Here is a 17,117-nt window from a genome sequence, read left to right as displayed (position 1 = left end):
GTTTCCTTAAGCCACGAACCGGTTGATCGCCGCTTCGATGGTCATCGTTTCGCGGGCGCCGGTCTTGCGGTCCTTCACTTCAACTTCGCCGTTGGCGACCGCGCGCGGGCCGGCGATGATCTGGACGGGCACACCGATCAGGTCGGCGGTCGCGAATTTCGTACCGGCCCGATCATCGGTATCGTCGTAGAGCACATCCTTGCCGGCCTTGGTCAGCGCGGCATAGATCAGCTCGCAAGTATCGTCACAGGCCTGATCGCCCGCCTTCATGTTGATCACAACGATATCGAAGGGAGCGACCGATGCCGGCCAGATGATTCCGTTGTCGTCATGCGATGCTTCGATGATGGCGGGAACAAGGCGTGTCGGGCCGATACCGTAGGAACCCATGTGAACGAAGTGTTCCTTGCCATCAGGTCCCTGCACTTTCGCACCCATCGGCTCGGAATATTTCGTGCCGAAATAGAAGATATGGCCGACCTCGATGCCACGCGCCGACAGGCGGTCGCCTTCCGGAACGGCGTTGAAGGCCGCCTCGTCGTGCATTTCCGAGGTCGCAGCATAGAGCGAGGTCCATTTGTCGAAGATCGCCTGCAGGCCCTCGACACTGTCGAAATCCGTGTGTGCACCAGGAATATCGAAATCGACGAAATCCTTGTGGCAGAAGACTTCGGATTCGCCGGTGTCAGCGAGGATGATGAACTCATGGCTGAGCTTGCCGCCGATCGGGCCGGTGTCGGCGCGCATCGGAATGGCGCGCAGGCCGAGCCGGTCGAACGTGCGCAGGTAGGCGGCGAACATCTTGTTATAGGAATGCTCCGCCCCTTCGCGCGTCAGGTCGAAGGAATAGGCATCCTTCATCATGAATTCGCGCGAGCGCATGGTGCCGAAGCGCGGGCGGATCTCGTCGCGGAACTTCAGCTGGATGTGATAGAGATTGAGCGGCAGGTCCTTATAGGATTTGACGGAAGAGCGGAAAATATCCGTCACCATCTCTTCATTGGTGGGACCATAGAGCATCGGCCGATCCTGGCGGTCCTTGATGCGCAGCATCTCCTTGCCGTAGGCGTCGTAGCGGCCGCTTTCCTGCCAGAGTTCGGCCGATTGCAGGGTCGGCATCGACAGCTCGATGGCGCCGGCGCGGTTCTGCTCGTCGCGGATAATGGCGTTGACCTTGTCGAGCACGCGCTTGCCGAGCGGCAGCCAGGAATAGATGCCCTGCGACTGCTGGCGGATCATGCCGGCGCGCAGCATCAGCCGGTGGGAGACGATTTCCGCTTCCTTGGGGTTTTCCTTGAGGATGGGCATGAAATAGCGGGACAGACGCATGGCGGATTCCGGAGCGGTTGAGATCCCGCAGCAGGCGGAATCGAAAGACCATTGTTAATGTCGGGAGCGTTCATAGCCGCTTCGCGGCAGGAAGGAAACCCGCAACGGATGCCGGCAACCTCCCGGAAGCGCATGTTCGCACCCGCAAAATGAAAGGGCATAAAAAAGCGCGTGTTTATAAGGACTTGAACCAAAATCTTGTCAACAGAAAAATTTTGCTAGAGTGTAGCAAAAATGCAAAAAAAGCTGATGACAAAGCCCAATGTTTGAGCTAGTTTTAGCTCACAAAACAGGCAGGAAGTTAAATTCTTGCCGAATTCGCGGTCAAGTCTTGGGAGGATCAGATCTTAGGCGCGCTCGTCGCAGCCCCGGCAACGGTTACAGATCACGCGATACTTAAAACAAGGCTTTTAGCCTTGTTTTTTTTTGGCTTTTCGGCCCTATCCCATCCAGAAATCCAGCCGACTTCCGTAAGGGGATGGCCATCATTCCGTTACGAGAGCTCTTTGCCGCAACAGTATGACACTGGTATGACGAAATTTCGCTTTCAATAAGTTTACATCTGCTCAAAGTTTGAGCAAAAGCCACGCTTAATAGAAGCTCGGGCCGAGTTGCGGCAGCGCATCGAAGCCCCAGCCGAAATAGGTGTCGCAGACGTACCAGAGGCCGTAGACCACGGCCGAAATCAACGTCGTCAGCGAAAACACGAAAGCGGCGCGAAACCGGGTTGGCGCGCTCGGAACCGTGCCGAGCACGACGTCGTTGTCGTCCGCCTGGGTGCGCAGGCCGATCGGCAGGACGGCAAAAAGCGTCATCCACCAGATGATGAAGTAGACGGCAAATCCCTGAAGAACGATCTGGAGCATTATGGTTCCCGTTGATGCCGCGCTGATATCGCGTCCTTATACGGCGGAATGGCGACCAATTCAAAGCCGGCGAAACGTTTAGCCGCCCTCGGGTCACTCTGCCGCAGCAGGGCTCAGGCCTGTTCGAGTTCGATCAGCGTGCCGAAGAAATCCTTGGGGTGCAGAAAGAGTACCGGCTTGCCATGCGCGCCGATCTTCGGCTGGCCATCGCCAAGCACCCTTGCGCCCGCCGCGACCAGCCGGTCACGGGCAAGAAGGATATCGTCCACCTCGTAGCAGATGTGGTGCATGCCACCGGATGGGTTCTTTTCGAGGAAGGCTGCGATCGGCGAAGTATCGCCGAACGGTTGCAGCAATTCGACCTTGGTGTTCGGCAATTCGACGAAGACGACGGTGACGCCGTGTTCCGGCAGAGTCTGCGGCTGCGATACGGCAGCGCCCAGCGTATCGCGATAGGCGGCCGTCGCCGCGGCCAGATCGGGCACGGCGATGGCGATATGGTTGACCCGGCCGAGCATGGTCAGACCTTGGTGACGAAGGCGGTGACAAGAGGTTTCTTGCCCCAGGTGTTGTTCGCGGCCGAGCGGATGGCGCGGCGCACGGCCTCCTGCAGCATGTCGATATCCTTGCGGCGGGCGCGCGGAATGCTCTCGATGGCGCTGACCGCCGCGTCGAAGAGCGTATCCTCCATATCCTCGCCCTCGTCATCGTAGGTCGGCAGGCCGATCGAAATGAGGTCGGGTTCGCCGACGATGTCATAGCGGGCGTCGAGCACGACGTTGACCGCGACATGGCCGACATAGGAGAGCTTCTTGCGCTCGCCGATGCCCATCTCGTCGAAATCGCCGATCAGCGTGCCGTCCTTATAAATCCGGCCATGCGGCGCCTCGCCGATCACCTCGACGGGACCCGGCGCCAACCGTAGGATATCGCCGTTGCGCACTCGCGGCACCAGTGCGATGCCGGATTGCTCGGCAAGTTCCTTATGCGCCGTCAGATGTGTTGCCTCGCCATGCACCGGCACGACGATCTTCGGCCGCGTCCACTCATACATCCGCTGCAACTCGTTGCGGCGCGGATGACCGGAAACGTGGACCAGCGCCTCGGTATCCGTGATGATGTGCACACCCTGCTCGACGAGGCCGTTCTTGATGTCCTGGATCGCCTTCTCGTTGCCGGGAATGGCGCGCGAGGAAAAGACGACGATATCGCCTGCCGCAAACGCCACATTGCGCATCTCGTCGCGCGAGAGCTTGGCAAGGGCAGCCCGCGCCTCGCCCTGGCTGCCGGTCAGGATGACGACGACCTTGTCGCGCGGGATGTAGCCGTATTCGTCCTCGGAGATGAAGGGCTTCACGCCTTCCATCAGGCCGATATCCTGGGCGACGTTGACGACGCGCTTCAGCGAACTACCGAGCAGCAGCACTTCGCGGCCTGCCGCCTCGGCAGCTTCGGCAACGGTGCGGATACGCCCGACATTCGACGAGAAGGTGGTGATCGCCACCCGGCCCTCGGCATTCTCGATGATCTTGCGCAGGCTTTCCGACACATCCTTCTCGGAGGGCGAAACACCGTCGCGCAGCGCATTGGTGGAATCGCACATCAGCGCTAGCACGCCCTCATCGCCGAGCTGGCGGAAACGTGTCTCGTCGGTCAGCGGCCCGAGCGAAGGCTCGTGGTCGATCTTCCAGTCGCCGGTATGGATGACATTGCCGACCGGCGTGCGGATCATCAACGACATCGGCTCGGGGATCGAATGGTTGACGGCCACACCTTCGATGCTGAAGGGGCCGACATTAATCGTATCGCCGGCCTTGAACGGCGTCACCGGCACTTCGCCGATCTTAGACTTCTCGAAATTACGCTTGGCTTCAAGCAGACCTGATGTAAAACCAGAGGCATAGACCGGCACGTTGAGGCCGGGCCAGAGGTCGGCGAGCGCACCATAGTGGTCTTCATGCGCATGGGTGATAATGATCGCCTTGAGGTTCTTTCGTTCGCTGGCGAGGAAGCGGATATCGGGCAATACGAGGTCGACGCCCGGCAGGTCAGGCCCAGGAAAAGTGACGCCACAATCGACCATGATCCACTGGCGATGCTCGGGCGGGCCGTAGCCGTAGAGAGCGAGATTCATGCCAATCTCACCGACACCGCCCAGAGGCAGGAATACCAGTTCGTCCTGTTTCGCCATAATTTTCGTTTTTTCCGCTAACCAAAAAACACATCACCGGCAGCAATGGGCATTATCCTGCCAGCGCCGGTATCGAGCATCAACAAGCCATTATCATCAATTCCGGCGAATTGTCCGGAAATCGATCGGTCCGGCAAATTGACCGTAATCTTTTCGCCGATGCCGCAGGCGATGGCGCGCCAGAGCGTCGTGATCTCGCCGACGCCACGGCCCTGATCCCATATTTCAAGCACTTCCGCCGCGGCGGCGAAGAGATGCGCGAAGAGTTCTTCCGGCGAAGCCGCACTTCCCTGCTGACGCAGACAGGTAACGGGGTAGAGCGGATTGTCGGGCATTACCGAGATATTGATGCCGATGCCGACGATCAGCGCGTAACGGCCATCCGGGAGCCCCTCGCCTTCAACGAGAATGCCGCAGGTCTTCTTTCGGCCGATGAGGATATCGTTCGGCCATTTGACCTCGAGCGGTTCGGCGCCCAGTGGCAACACCCTGCGGATCGCCTGGTGCACGGCAACGGCGATCGCCAGCGGCAGCGAGCCCAGGCGCTCCATAGGCGCCGGGTCGATCAGGAGAAGAGAAGCGTAGAGATTGCCGCGCTCGGAAACCCAGAGCCTGCCGCGGCGGCCGCGACCGCCCGTCTGCCTCTCGGCGGTCACCCAGAGATTACCGCCATCGCCCGCCCGAGCCCGGGCGAGGCATTCGCTGTTGGTAGACGATGTTTCCGACAGAGCCTCGTGCCTGAAATCGCCGAGCGATATCCGGCGCCGTCCGTCGGAAGCCATCAAAAGAGCGTCGCAGCGGCAAGCTCTGCCGCGCCGCCGATCGGGCCGCCGATGAGGACATAGGCGGTGACGAAGAAACCGGAGAGACCGAAGACCAGACGCAGCGCTCCGGAGACACGGGCGAATTCGCCGGTCGCCTCATCGAACCACATCAGTTTGATGACGCGCAGATAGTAGTAGGCGCCGACGACCGAGGCGAGAACGCCGATGATGGCGAGCGCATAGAGCTTGGCTTCGATAGCGGCAACGAAGACGAAGTACTTCGCGAAGAATCCGGCGAGCGGCGGGATGCCGGCGAGCGAGAACATCAACGCCGTCAGCACCACGGCCATGAACGGGTTGGTTGTGGAGAGGCCGGCGAGATCGTCGACATTTTCGACAACGGTGCCGTCCTTGCGGCGCATCGACATGATGATCGCGAAGGTGCCGAGCGTCATGACCATGTAGATGACCATGTAAAGCATGACGCCGGTGACGCCGGTCTGGTTGCCGGCGGCAAGACCGACCAGCGCATAACCCATGTGGCCGATCGAGGAATAGGCCATCAGTCGCTTGATATTCTTCTGGCCGATCGCAGCAAACGAGCCGAGCAGCATCGAGGCGATCGAGATGAAGACGACGACCTGCTGCCAGTCCGCCAGAACCGGCTGGAAGGCGGTGATGACGATACGGGTCATCATCGCCATGGCAGCAACCTTGGGTGCTGCGGCAAGGAATGCGGTGACCGGTGTCGGCGCGCCTTCGTAAACATCCGGCGTCCACATATGGAAGGGAACGGCCGAGATCTTGAAGGCGATGCCGGCGAGGATGAAGACCAAGCCGAAGATCAAACCGAGCGAACGCGCGCCCTCGACGGACAGCGCCTGGGCGATTTCGGAGAAGTGGGTGTGGCCGGTGAAGCCGTAGACCAGCGACATGCCATAGAGCAGCATGCCGGAGGAAAGCGCGCCGAGGACGAAATATTTCAGACCGGCTTCGGTCGACTTCAGGCTGTCACGGTTGATCGCTGCGACGACATAGAGCGCCAGCGATTGCAGTTCCAGCGCGAGATAGAGCGAGATCAGGTCGTTGGCCGAGATCATCAGCAGGATGCCAAGGGTCGCGAGCACCAGGAGAACCGGGAACTCGAACTTGTCGAGCTGATTTTCACGGGCGTGGCCGATCGACATGAATATGGCGACCAGCGAACCGATCAGCGCCACCAGCTTCATGAAGCGCGAGAAGCCGTCGGCCATGTAGACGCCGCCATAGGCAAGGCCTTCTGCGGGCACGAAGAGCAGCCACAGGCCGGAGGCCAGGAGCAGGACGATCGCCAAGCCGGTGACGACAAGGCCCGACCGCTCGCCTGAGAAGACGCCGACCATCAACAGGACAAGGGCGCCGACCGCGAGGATGAGCTCCGGCACGGAAAGATGCAGACTGAGGAGAATTGTTTCAGCGGTCATGTCCAATAAGTCCCGTCATCATTTCATAGACAGCGCAACATTCTGCGCTGCGTGCACGGCGGCCGTGTAGTTGTTGACCAGCAGATCCACCGAGGCGGCCGTCGCATCGAAGACCGGAGCCGGATAAACGCCGAAGAAGATGGTCAGCGCGACCAGAGGGTAAAGGATCAGCTGCTCGCGTGGAGAAAGATCGAGCAGCGCCTTCAGCTTTTCCTTCTCCAGCGCGCCGAAGATCACCCGGCGATAAAGCCAGAGCGCGTAGGCAGCCGAGAGGATGACGCCGGTGGCGGCAAAGAGCGCTACCCAGGTGTTGACGCGGAAGACACCGATCAGCGTCAGGAATTCGCCGACGAAGCCCGACGTGCCGGGAAGCCCGACATTGGCCATGGTGAAGACCATCATCGCCACGGCATATTTCGGCATGTTGTTGACGAGGCCGCCATAGGCGTTGATCTCGCGGGTATGGGTGCGATCGTAGACGACGCCGACGCAGAGGAAGAGCGCGCCGGAGACGATGCCGTGCGAGAGCATCTGGAAGATCGACCCCTGAACACCCTGCATGTTGGCGGCAAAGATGCCCATGGTCACATAGCCCATGTGCGCCACCGAGGAATAGGCGATCAGCTTTTTGATATCGTCCTGCATCATCGCCACCAGAGAGGTGTAGATGATGGCCATCACAGACAGTGCGAAAACCAGTGGCGCGAAATAATCGGACGCCACCGGGAACATTCCGAGCGAGAAGCGGATGAGACCGTAGCCGCCGAGCTTCAGCAGCACACCGGCCAGGATTACCGAGCCAGCCGTCGGCGCCTGAACGTGGGCATCGGGAAGCCAGGTATGGACCGGCCACATCGGCATCTTCACCGCGAAGGAGGCGAAGAAGGCAAGCCATAACCAGGTCTGCAGCGCCGGCGGGAACTTGTAGGCGAGCAGCGCGGTGATATCGGTCGTGCCGGCCTGCCAGTACATCGCCATGATGGCGAGCAGCATCAGCACCGAGCCGAGCAGCGTATAGAGGAAGAACTTGTAGCTCGCATAGACGCGGTCCTTGCCGCCCCAGACGCCGATGATCAGGAACATCGGAATGAGGCCCGCCTCGAAGAAGACGTAGAAGAGCACGATATCGAGCGAAACGAAGACGCCGATCATCATCGTTTCGAGGATGAGGAAGGCGATCATGTATTCCTTCAGGCGCTTCTCGATCGAGAGCCAGCTCGCCAGCACACAGAAGGGCATGAGGAAGGTCGACAGGATGACGAACAGCATCGAGATGCCGTCGACGCCGAGGTGGTAGCCAATGCCGGTGCCGAGCCAGTCATGCTTCTCGAGCATCTGGAAGCCCGGATTAGCATTGTCGAAGCCGATCCAGATGAAGAGCGAGACGACGAAGGTGAAGACGGTAGTGATCAGCGAGATCCACAGCACGTTCTTCCGGCCGGTTTCGCTCTCGCCGTTCATCAATAGCAGGAGCACCACGCCGACGAGCGGCAGGAAGGTGACCGTTGAAAGAATAGGCCAATCGGTCATCAGAAGGAACTCCCGAGCATCATCCAGGTAACGAGCGCCGCAATGCCGATCAGCATGGCGAAGGCGTAGTGATAGAGGTAACCGGTCTGCAGGCGGACCACGCGATCAGTGACGGCGACGACGCGAGCGGCGACGCCGTTCGGGCCATAGGTATCGATGACTCCGACATCACCTTTCTTCCACAGGAAGCGGCCGAGCGCCTTGGCGGAGCGGACGAAGAGGAAGTCGTAGAGTTCGTCGAAATACCACTTGTTCAACAGGAACTGGTAGAGCACGCGGTGCTGCTGCGCCAGGATGCGCGGCGTCTGCGGCGAGCGGATATACATGTACCAGGCGGTGACGAAACCGAGCACCATGGCGATGAACGGGCTCAAAGCCACGAGCGCCGGAACATGGTGGAACTCTTCGACCAGTTCGTTCTCGGCGCCGGTAAAGAGCGCCCCCTTCCAGAACTCGGCATATTCCTCGCCGTAGAACCGGCCTTCAAAGATCACGCCAGCAAGCACTGCGCCGATCGCCAGCAGATAGAGCGGCACAAGCATGACCTGCGGCGACTCATGCACGTGGTGCATCACCTCGTGCGAGGCGCGTGGCTTGCCGAAGAAGGTCATGAAGATCAGGCGCCAGGAATAGAAGCTGGTGAACAGAGCCGCGATGACCAGCAGTGAGAAGGCAAAGCCCGAGACCGGCGAATGCGATGCATAGGTCGCCTCGATGATCACGTCCTTGGAGAAGAAGCCAGCGAAGCCGATCGGCGTGAAGGGAATGCCGACGCCGGTGATCGCCAGCGTGCCGATGATCATCATCCAGAACGTCACCTTGATGTGCGGCCGCAGGCCGCCCATGTAGCGCATGTCCTGCTCACCATCGACGGCATGAATGACCGAGCCGGCGCAGAGGAAGAGCAGCGCCTTGAAGAAGGCGTGCGTGAAAAGATGGAAGATCGCCGCGCCATAGGCCCCTACCCCGAGCGCTACGAACATGTAGCCGAGCTGCGAGCAGGTGGAATAGGCGATGACGCGCTTGATGTCGTTCTGCACCAGGCCGACGGTTGCCGCGAAGAAGGCGGTGATCGCGCCGATCACGGTGACGACAACCAGCGCATCCGGCGACAATTCGAAGAGCGGCGACATGCGGGCGACGAGGAAGACGCCGGCGGTGACCATGGTGGCGGCATGGATGAGGGCCGAGACCGGGGTCGGGCCTTCCATGGCGTCAGGCAGCCAGGTGTGCAGCAGGAACTGCGCCGACTTGCCCATCGCGCCCATGAAGAGCAGCAGGCAGATGCCGGTCAGCGCATGCGCCTTGTCGAGCTGCATGCCGAAGAGATTGAGGATCACCTCGCCCGCTTCGCCGCCGCCTTCATGCGGGGCGAAGTTCGAGGCATTGGCGAAGATCGTGTCGAGGTTGATCGAGCCGAACAGCACGAAGACGCCGGCAATGCCGAGCACGAAGCCGAAGTCGCCGACGCGGTTGACGATGAAGGCCTTCATCGCCGCGGCCGTCGCCGACGGCTTCTTGAACCAGAAGCCGATCAGCAGATAGGAGGCGAGACCGACGCCTTCCCAGCCGAAGAACATCTGGGCAAGGTTGTCAGCGGTCACCAGCATCAGCATGGCGAAGGTGAAGAGCGAGAGATAGGCGAAGAAGCGCGGGCGATGCGGATCGGTATGCATGTAGCCGATCGAATAGACATGCACCAGCGTCGAGACCGTGTTGACGACGATCAGCATGACGGAGGTCAGCGTATCCACACGCAGCGACCACGAGACGTCGATGCCGCCGGACTGGATCCAGCGCAGCACCTCGACCTTGATCGGGCCGCCTTCGGCATGACCCATGCCGACGGTGAAGAAGACGACCCAAGACAGGATGGCGGCGATGATCATCAGGCCGCTGGTGACATATTCCGAAGCCTTGGCGCCGATGGCGCGGCCGAAAAGGCCGGCGACGATCGCACCGATCAAGGGAAGAAAGACGATAGCCTTATAGAGGAACATGAGCCACTCAGCCCTTCATCATATTGACGTCTTCGACCGCGATCGAGCCGCGGTTGCGGTAGAAGACAACGAGAATTGCAAGACCGATCGCCGCTTCGGCAGCCGCGACCGTCAGGATGAACAGCGCGAAGACCTGGCCGACGATGTCGTTCAGGAAGGAGGAGAAGGCGACCATGTTGATGTTGACGGCGAGCAGGATCAGTTCGATCGACATCAGGATGACGATGACGTTCTTCCGGTTCAGGAAGATGCCGAAGACGCCGAGCGTGAAGAGGATGGCGCTGACCGTCAGGTAGTGGGAAAGTCCGATGACCATGTTCTTTGTTCCTTGACCTGCCTTTAGACGCCCTGCCCGGGCTTGACCGAAACCACCTTGACGGCGGTGGCGGGCGTGCGGGCAACCTGCCTGGGAATATTCTGCCGCTTGATGTTGGTGCGGTGTCTCAACGTCAGCACGATCGCACCGATCATGGCGACCAGAAGCACCAGACCGGCGATCTGGAAGAAATAGACGTAGTTAGTGTAGAGCACGTCGCCGAGGGCGGCCGTATTGGTGCGCTCGCTTAGCGCCGGGATCGGCATGGCGACTGATTTGGCGATCTCAGGCGAGATGACGCTGCCGCCGATGACGACGATCAGCTCGGCTGCGAGGATCACCCCGATCAGCCCGCCGATCGGCGCATATTCGAGAACGCCGGCCCTCAGTTCGGTGAAGTCGATATCGAGCATCATCACCACGAAGAGGAAGAGGACGGCGACGGCGCCGACATAGACGACAAGCAGGATCATCGCCAGGAATTCGGCACCGAGCAGCAGGAAGAGGCCAGCCGCATTGAAGAACACCAGGATCAGGAACAGAACCGAGTGAACCGGGTTCTTCGCCCAGATAACCATGAACGCCGACGCCACCGCGACAAAGGCGAAAAGATAGAAAAATAGAGCCTGCAGACCCATGTTGGTGCCTTTTTCATCTTCCCCCGGGCAGCCGGGAGTTTCCCTGCCCGATGGAGCTTTCGCTGGCGCTAACCGGCAAAGCTCCTGTGCATATTGACCGCGACAGGAGCAACTGCGCTCCACCGCGGCATTTCAAAATCTCAATCAGCGGTACGGCGAGTCGATCGCGATGTTGCGAGCGATTTCGCGCTCCCACCGGTCTCCGTTGTCCAGAAGCCGCGCCTTGTCGAAGTAGAGCTCTTCGCGGGTTTCCGTCGCAAATTCGAAATTCGGGCCTTCGACGATCGCGTCGACCGGGCAGGCTTCCTGGCAGAAGCCGCAATAGATGCACTTCACCATGTCGATGTCGTAGCGCACCGTGCGGCGCGTGCCATCATTGCGGCGCGGACCGGCCTCGATGGTGATCGCCTGGGCAGGACAGATCGCCTCGCAGAGCTTGCAGGCGATGCAGCGTTCTTCGCCGTTCGGATAACGGCGCAACGCATGCTCGCCGCGGAAACGCGGGGAAACCGGACCCTTTTCGAAGGGATAGTTGATCGTCGCCTTCTGGCGGAAGAAATAGCGCATCGACAGAAAGAACGCGCCGACGAATTCCTTGAGAAACAGCGAGCTGATGGAGCCGGACAAGCTTGCCATCTTCAACCTCCAATTTTGCCGGAAACGAGAGTGGGCATGATCATGCCCAACCCATCAGTTTCAGCACGAATGCAACGATGACGACCATGGCGAGCGACAGCGGCAGGAATACCTTCCAGCCGAGGCGCATGAGCTGATCGTAGCGGTAGCGCGGAACGAAGGCCTTGACCATCGCGAACATGAAGAACACCAGGCAGGCCTTCAGCGTGAACCAGATGATGCCTGGGACCCAGTTGAGGATCCAGATATCGACCGGGGGCAGCCAGCCGCCGAGGAAGAGGATCGTCGTCAGCGCGCACATCAGGCAGACGGCCGCATATTCGCCGAGCATGAACATCATGTATGGCGAGGAGCCGTATTCGACCATGAAGCCGGCGACGAGTTCCGATTCGGCTTCCGGGAGGTCGAAGGGCGGGCGGTTCGTTTCGGCGAGCGCCGAAATGAAGAAGATGATGAACATCGGGAAGAGCGACAGCCAGTGCCAGTCGAGGAACGACGCCGGCAGGCCGAGCATGGTGCCGAGGCCGGTATGCTGCGCATTGACGATATCGGTCAGGTTCAGCGAGCCGACGCAGAGAAGCACGGTGACGATGACGAAGCCGATCGAGACTTCATAGGACACCATTTGCGCCGCCGAGCGCAGCGCGCCGAGGAACGGATACTTCGAGTTCGAAGCCCAGCCGCCCATGATGATGCCGTAAACCTCGAGCGAGGAGATCGCGAAAATATAGAGGATGCCGACATTGATGTTGGCGATCACCCATCCGTCGGCCAGCGGCACCACCGCCCAGGTGGACAGCGCCAGAAGCACCGTCACCAGCGGGGCAAGCAGGAACACCGCCTTGTTGGCGCCGGCCGGAATGACCGGTTCCTTGAAGACGAACTTCAAAAGGTCGGCGAAGGACTGGAACAGGCCGAAGGGACCGACGACGTTCGGGCCGCGGCGCAGTTGCACGGCCGCCCAGATCTTGCGGTCGGCGAGCAGTACATAGGCGATGAAGACGAGCAGGCAGACGAGAAGCAGCAGCGACTGACCGATCATGATGATCGCCGGCCAGACATAGGTCGAAAAGAAAGAATCCATAGTCCCCTGCCCTTACTCTGCCGCGACTTTGAAGTTGTTGCGGGCCAATGCCGAGCACTCCGCCATGACAGCCGAGGCACGCGCTATCGGGTTCGTCAAATAGAAGTCTTTCACCGGCGACGCAAACCCGGATTTGTTCATCTTGCCGGCTTTTTTCGCAACTGCGGCAATTTGGGCGCTATCGGTTTCGGCGATCTCGTCGATGGCAGCGAAATGCGGGAAAGCGGCATAGAGCCGGACACGCAATTCGCTGAGCGAATCGAAGGGAAGCTTCTTGCCGAGCACGTCGGAAAGGGCGCGGATGATCGCCCAGTCCTCGCGGGCATCACCCGGCGCAAAACCTGCGCGGTTGCCCATCTGGACGCGGCCTTCGGTGTTGACCCAGGTGCCGGACTTTTCGGTATAGGCTGCCGCCGGCAGGATGACGTCGGCATGGTGCGCGCCGTTATCGCCATGCGAGCCGATATAGACGGTGAGCTTGGCCTTCTTGGCGGTGAAGTCGAGTTCGTCGGCACCGAGCAGGAAGAGCACGTCCATCGCCGTCAGCATCTCGGCGGCATTGACGCCCTTGGCGCCCGGCACGAAGCCGAGGTCGAGACCGCCGACGCGCGAGGCAGCGGTATGGAGGACGGCAAAGCCGTTCCAGCCTTCGGCGACCACGCCGACCGAGCCGGCGAGCTTGGCAGCACTGGCGAGAACGCCGGCGCCGTCGGTGCGCGCCAGCGCACCCTGGCCGATGATGATCATCGGCTTGGCGGCATTCTTCAGCACGTCCGCGAAGGCGTGGGTACCGTCGACCAGATCCTTCAGCGTGTCGGGACCGCCGCCGAGGTAATCATAGCTGTAGCGCAGTTCAGCCAGCTCGCCGATGACGCCGATCGGGAACTTGCCGCGGCGCCAGCGCTTGCGGATGCGGGCGTTGAGGATGGCTGCCTCGAAGCGCGGATTGGCGCCGATGATCAACAGCGCGTCGGCCTGGTCGATGCCCGAGATCGTCGGGTTGAACAGGTAGCTAGAACGGCCGAGCGACGGATCGAGTGCCGCCCCATCCTGGCGACAGTCGAGATTGACCGACCCCAGCGACTTCACCAGTTCGGAGAGCGCATACATTTCCTCGACGGAAGCGAGGTCGCCTGATATCGCGCCGATCTTGTCGCCCGAGGTGGCGCCGACGGCGGCCTTGATTGCGCCGAAGGCTTCGGCCCAGGTGGCGGGCTGCAGGCGGCCGTCGCGGCGAACATAGGGCCGGTCGAGGCGCTGGGTCTTCAGGCCGTCCCAGATGAAGCGGCTCTTATCGGAGATCCACTCCTCGTTGATCGCTTCATTGACGCGCGGCAGGATGCGCATGACCTCACGGCCGCGAGTGTCGACGCGGATTGCCGAACCGACGGCGTCCATGACGTCGATCGATTCGGTCTTGTTCAATTCCCACGGGCGCGCGGTGAAGGCGAAGGGCTTCGAGGTGAGTGCGCCAACCGGGCAAAGGTCGACGACGTTGCCCTGCAGCTCGGAGGTCATCGCCTGTTCGAGATAGGTGGTGATCTCGGCATCCTCGCCGCGGCCGATCAGGCCGAGTTCGGAAATGCCGGCGACCTCGGTGGTGAAGCGGACGCAGCGCGTGCAGTGGATGCAGCGGTTCATCACCGTCTTGACGAGCGGGCCGATATACTTGTCCTCGACGGCGCGCTTGTCTTCCTGATAGCGCGAGGTGTCTATGCCGAAGGCCATCGCCTGGTCCTGCAGGTCGCATTCGCCGCCCTGGTCGCAGATCGGGCAATCGAGCGGATGGTTGATCAGCAGGAATTCCATCACACCTTCGCGGGCCTTCTTGACCATCGGGGTGTTGGTGAAAACCTCAGGCAGTTCGCCGTTCGGGCCGCCGCGGATGTCGCGCACGCTCATGGCGCAGGAAGCCTGCGGCTTCGGCGGGCCGCCCTTCACCTCGACAAGGCACATGCGGCAATTGCCGGCAACCGACAGGCGCTCATGGAAGCAGAAGCGCGGAACCTCGGCACCGGCATCCTCGCACGCCTGCAATAGCGTGAAATGATCCGGAACTTCGATCTCGTTGCCGTCAATCCTCAGTTTTGCCATCGTCGCTCAGTCCTGTTTCCCGTTTGCCTGATGACGGCAAACAAACCTATTTTTGCAACACTCTCATTGCCAAGCCGGATCTTTCGTCCTGCCGACATCTGATGTCGCCCAAATTCTCTGTCGCGCATTCCAGATCCGGAACCCGCACCGGCATCTTCAGGCCCCCGCCCGTCCGCCGACCTGCCCATCTTTCCGGCCGATCGACACGGCCGGATAGTTCATTTCTTTCTGCGGCTCCGCCCCGCCAGAACTTTCGCCTGGCCGGTCCAGTCGTCACGGCCGATGCGGCCGTTGAAGCCGAGTTCAGCGTCGAACCGGGCGATTTCCTCGTCGGTCCAGGCAGCGATCTCGGCAAAGCTGCGAACGCCCTTGGCGTTCAGCACCTGCTCCAGCTTCGGGCCGATGCCGGCAATCAGCTTGAGATCGTCGGCCTTCCCCCGCGCAACCGGTTTTGCCTTCACCGCCGGCTTTGGCTGGCTGGCCTTCGTTTGGCTGGGTGGGATCGACTCGCTGACCGGCTTGACGACAGTCAATGTCGGCCTTGCCTTCTTGTCGGCCCGCGGCTTGGTGAAAGCCTTGACCTCCGAGCGAATATTCTCCGGCCGGATATCGACATCGGGCTTCAGTTCGTCCGGCGGCGTGTCATCGAGGGCGGCGGCGACCTTGCCGGTCGTTTCCAGGGCGCTCTGCCAGGCACCGAAGAAAGCGCCGGCCATCTGGGTCGAGAAACCAAAGCCGATCGCCGTTGCGGCGGCAAAGGCTGCCGCGGGCTGCGCCATCAGCGGATGCACCGGCATCGCCCGTGCATTTTCCAGCATCTCGGCGGCAAGACGGCCGAAACCGGCCGCGAAATCGGCGACTTCTTCCTTCTTCCCACTCTTGGATGCGTTGTCCGCCATGATTATTCAGCCGCCTCCAGAACCGCACCGTGATCAAGCGCGCTCGCCGTATACTGGTCGATGCGCTTTTCGATCTCGGGACGGAAGTTACGGATCAGACCCTGCACCGGCCATGCCGCGGCATCGCCGAGCGCACAAATGGTGTGGCCTTCGATCTGCTTCGTCACCTGGAACAGCATGTCGATTTCGCGCTTCTGGGCATTGCCCTTGGCCATGCGCTCCATCACACGCCACATCCAGCCCGTGCCTTCGCGGCAGGGCGTGCACTGGCCGCAGCTCTCATGCTTGAAGAAGGCGGAGATACGGGCGATCGCCTTGATGACGTCGGTGGACTTGTCCATGACTATCGCGGCGGCCGTACCGAAGGAAGAGCCGACGCCGCGCAGGCCGTCGAAATCCATCGGGCAATCGATGATGTCCTTGGCCGGAACGATCGGGCAGGATGCCCCGCCTGGAATGACGGCAAGCAGGTTGTCCCAGCCGCCGCGAATGCCGCCGGCATGGCGGTCGACCAGTTCGCGGAAGGTGATGCCCATTTCCTCTTCAACCGTGCACGGCTTGTTGACGTGGCCGGAGAGCATGAACAGCTTGGTGCCGACATTGTTCGGACGGCCGATGGCCGAGAACCAGCCGGCGCCGCGGCGCAGGATGGTCGGCGCAACAGCGATCGATTCGACGTTGTTGACCGTCGTCGGGCAGCCGTAGAGGCCCATATTGGCCGGGAACGGCGGCTTCAGACGCGGCTGGCCCTTCTTGCCTTCAAGGCTTTCGAGCAGCGCGGTTTCCTCGCCGCAAATATAGGCGCCGGCGCCGTGATGGACGAAGATATCCATGTCCCAGCCGAGCTTGTTGTTCTTGCCGAGCAGGCCATAATCATAGCATTCGTCGATCGCCGCCTGCAGCGCTTCGCGCTCGCGGATATATTCGCCGCGCACGTAGATGTAAGCCGCATTGGCGCCCATCGCGAAACTCGCGATGACGCAGCCTTCGATCAGCGTATGCGGATCGTGGCGCATGATGTCGCGGTCTTTGCAGGTGCCAGGCTCGGATTCGTCGGCGTTGACGACGAGATAATGCGGCCGGCCGTCGCTTTCCTTCGGCATGAAGGACCATTTGAGGCCGGTCGGGAAACCGGCGCCACCACGACCGCGAAGGCCTGACGCCTTCATCTCATTGATGATCCAGTCGCGGCCCTTTTCGAGGATCTGCTTGGTGCCGTCCCAGTGGCCGCGACTCATCGCGCCCTTCAGGGATTTGTCCTTGAGGCCGTAGATGTTGGTAAAGATGCGGTCTTTATCTTGTAACAT

At 60.9% G+C, this 17,117-nt stretch carries 15 protein-coding genes; all 15 read right to left on the bottom strand.

The window, feature by feature from the left end:
• Positions 1-6 precede the first annotated feature (6 nt).
• Entirely contained in the window at positions 7-1,329 is a 1,323-nt protein-coding gene (gene proS / locus AC2444_RS06915; RefSeq protein ID WP_012756974.1) for a proline--tRNA ligase, read from the bottom strand.
• 590 nt (positions 1,330-1,919) lie between these two features.
• Complete coding sequence (locus tag AC2444_RS06910) at positions 1,920-2,195, bottom strand: DUF1467 family protein (RefSeq protein WP_012756973.1); 276 nt, start codon at positions 2,193-2,195, stop codon at positions 1,920-1,922.
• 113 nt (positions 2,196-2,308) lie between these two features.
• Entirely contained in the window at positions 2,309-2,713 is a 405-nt protein-coding gene (gene mce, locus AC2444_RS06905) for a methylmalonyl-CoA epimerase (RefSeq protein ID WP_012756972.1), read from the bottom strand.
• A 2-nt stretch (positions 2,714-2,715) separates the two neighbouring features.
• Positions 2,716-4,386, bottom strand: coding sequence for a ribonuclease J (locus tag AC2444_RS06900; RefSeq protein WP_012756971.1), 1,671 nt, complete (start codon positions 4,384-4,386; stop codon positions 2,716-2,718).
• 17 nt (positions 4,387-4,403) lie between these two features.
• The gene (locus AC2444_RS06895; RefSeq protein ID WP_012756970.1) at positions 4,404-5,168 is read right to left on the bottom strand and encodes a biotin--[acetyl-CoA-carboxylase] ligase; all 765 of its coding nucleotides are present in this window, start codon (positions 5,166-5,168) and stop codon (positions 4,404-4,406) included.
• Positions 5,168-6,613, bottom strand: a complete 1,446-nt coding sequence (gene nuoN / locus AC2444_RS06890; RefSeq protein ID WP_012756969.1) for an NADH-quinone oxidoreductase subunit NuoN — start codon at positions 6,611-6,613, stop codon at positions 5,168-5,170. Before nuoN ends, AC2444_RS06895 begins: the two co-directional genes overlap by 1 nt.
• A gap of 18 nt (positions 6,614-6,631) precedes the next feature.
• Positions 6,632-8,143 carry an NADH-quinone oxidoreductase subunit M gene (locus tag AC2444_RS06885; protein ID WP_012756968.1) on the bottom strand — a complete coding sequence of 504 codons (1,512 nt, stop codon included), beginning with the start codon at positions 8,141-8,143 and terminating at the stop codon, positions 6,632-6,634.
• Positions 8,143-10,143 (bottom strand): NADH-quinone oxidoreductase subunit L, encoded by a 2,001-nt coding sequence (nuoL, locus tag AC2444_RS06880; RefSeq protein WP_012756967.1) that lies wholly within the window; start codon positions 10,141-10,143, stop codon positions 8,143-8,145. The genes AC2444_RS06885 and nuoL overlap by 1 nt, the downstream gene beginning before the upstream one ends.
• A 7-nt stretch (positions 10,144-10,150) precedes the next feature.
• Positions 10,151-10,459, bottom strand: coding sequence for an NADH-quinone oxidoreductase subunit NuoK (nuoK, locus tag AC2444_RS06875; protein ID WP_003547388.1), 309 nt, complete (start codon positions 10,457-10,459; stop codon positions 10,151-10,153).
• A 23-nt stretch (positions 10,460-10,482) separates the two neighbouring features.
• Complete coding sequence (locus tag AC2444_RS06870; protein WP_012756966.1) at positions 10,483-11,097, bottom strand: NADH-quinone oxidoreductase subunit J; 615 nt, start codon at positions 11,095-11,097, stop codon at positions 10,483-10,485.
• Positions 11,098-11,241: 144 nt separating this feature from the next.
• The gene (nuoI, locus tag AC2444_RS06865; protein ID WP_003547385.1) at positions 11,242-11,733 is read right to left on the bottom strand and encodes an NADH-quinone oxidoreductase subunit NuoI; all 492 of its coding nucleotides are present in this window, start codon (positions 11,731-11,733) and stop codon (positions 11,242-11,244) included.
• A 40-nt stretch (positions 11,734-11,773) separates the two neighbouring features.
• Entirely contained in the window at positions 11,774-12,817 is a 1,044-nt protein-coding gene (gene nuoH, locus AC2444_RS06860) for an NADH-quinone oxidoreductase subunit NuoH (RefSeq protein WP_012756965.1), read from the bottom strand.
• A gap of 12 nt (positions 12,818-12,829) precedes the next feature.
• On the bottom strand, positions 12,830-14,911 hold the full coding sequence (gene nuoG, locus AC2444_RS06855; protein WP_012756964.1) for an NADH-quinone oxidoreductase subunit NuoG: 2,082 nt from the start codon (positions 14,909-14,911) through the stop codon (positions 12,830-12,832).
• Positions 14,912-15,129: 218 nt separating this feature from the next.
• The gene (locus AC2444_RS06850) at positions 15,130-15,810 is read right to left on the bottom strand and encodes a 5' DNA nuclease (protein ID WP_012756963.1); all 681 of its coding nucleotides are present in this window, start codon (positions 15,808-15,810) and stop codon (positions 15,130-15,132) included.
• A gap of 2 nt (positions 15,811-15,812) precedes the next feature.
• Positions 15,813-17,117 (bottom strand): NADH-quinone oxidoreductase subunit NuoF, encoded by a 1,305-nt coding sequence (gene nuoF, locus AC2444_RS06845; protein ID WP_003547378.1) that lies wholly within the window; start codon positions 17,115-17,117, stop codon positions 15,813-15,815.

It is taken from the genome of Rhizobium sp. WSM1328, from assembly GCF_057653715.1.
Note: the sequence above shows the minus strand (reverse complement) of the source record. Positions and strands in the feature narration are given on the sequence as shown.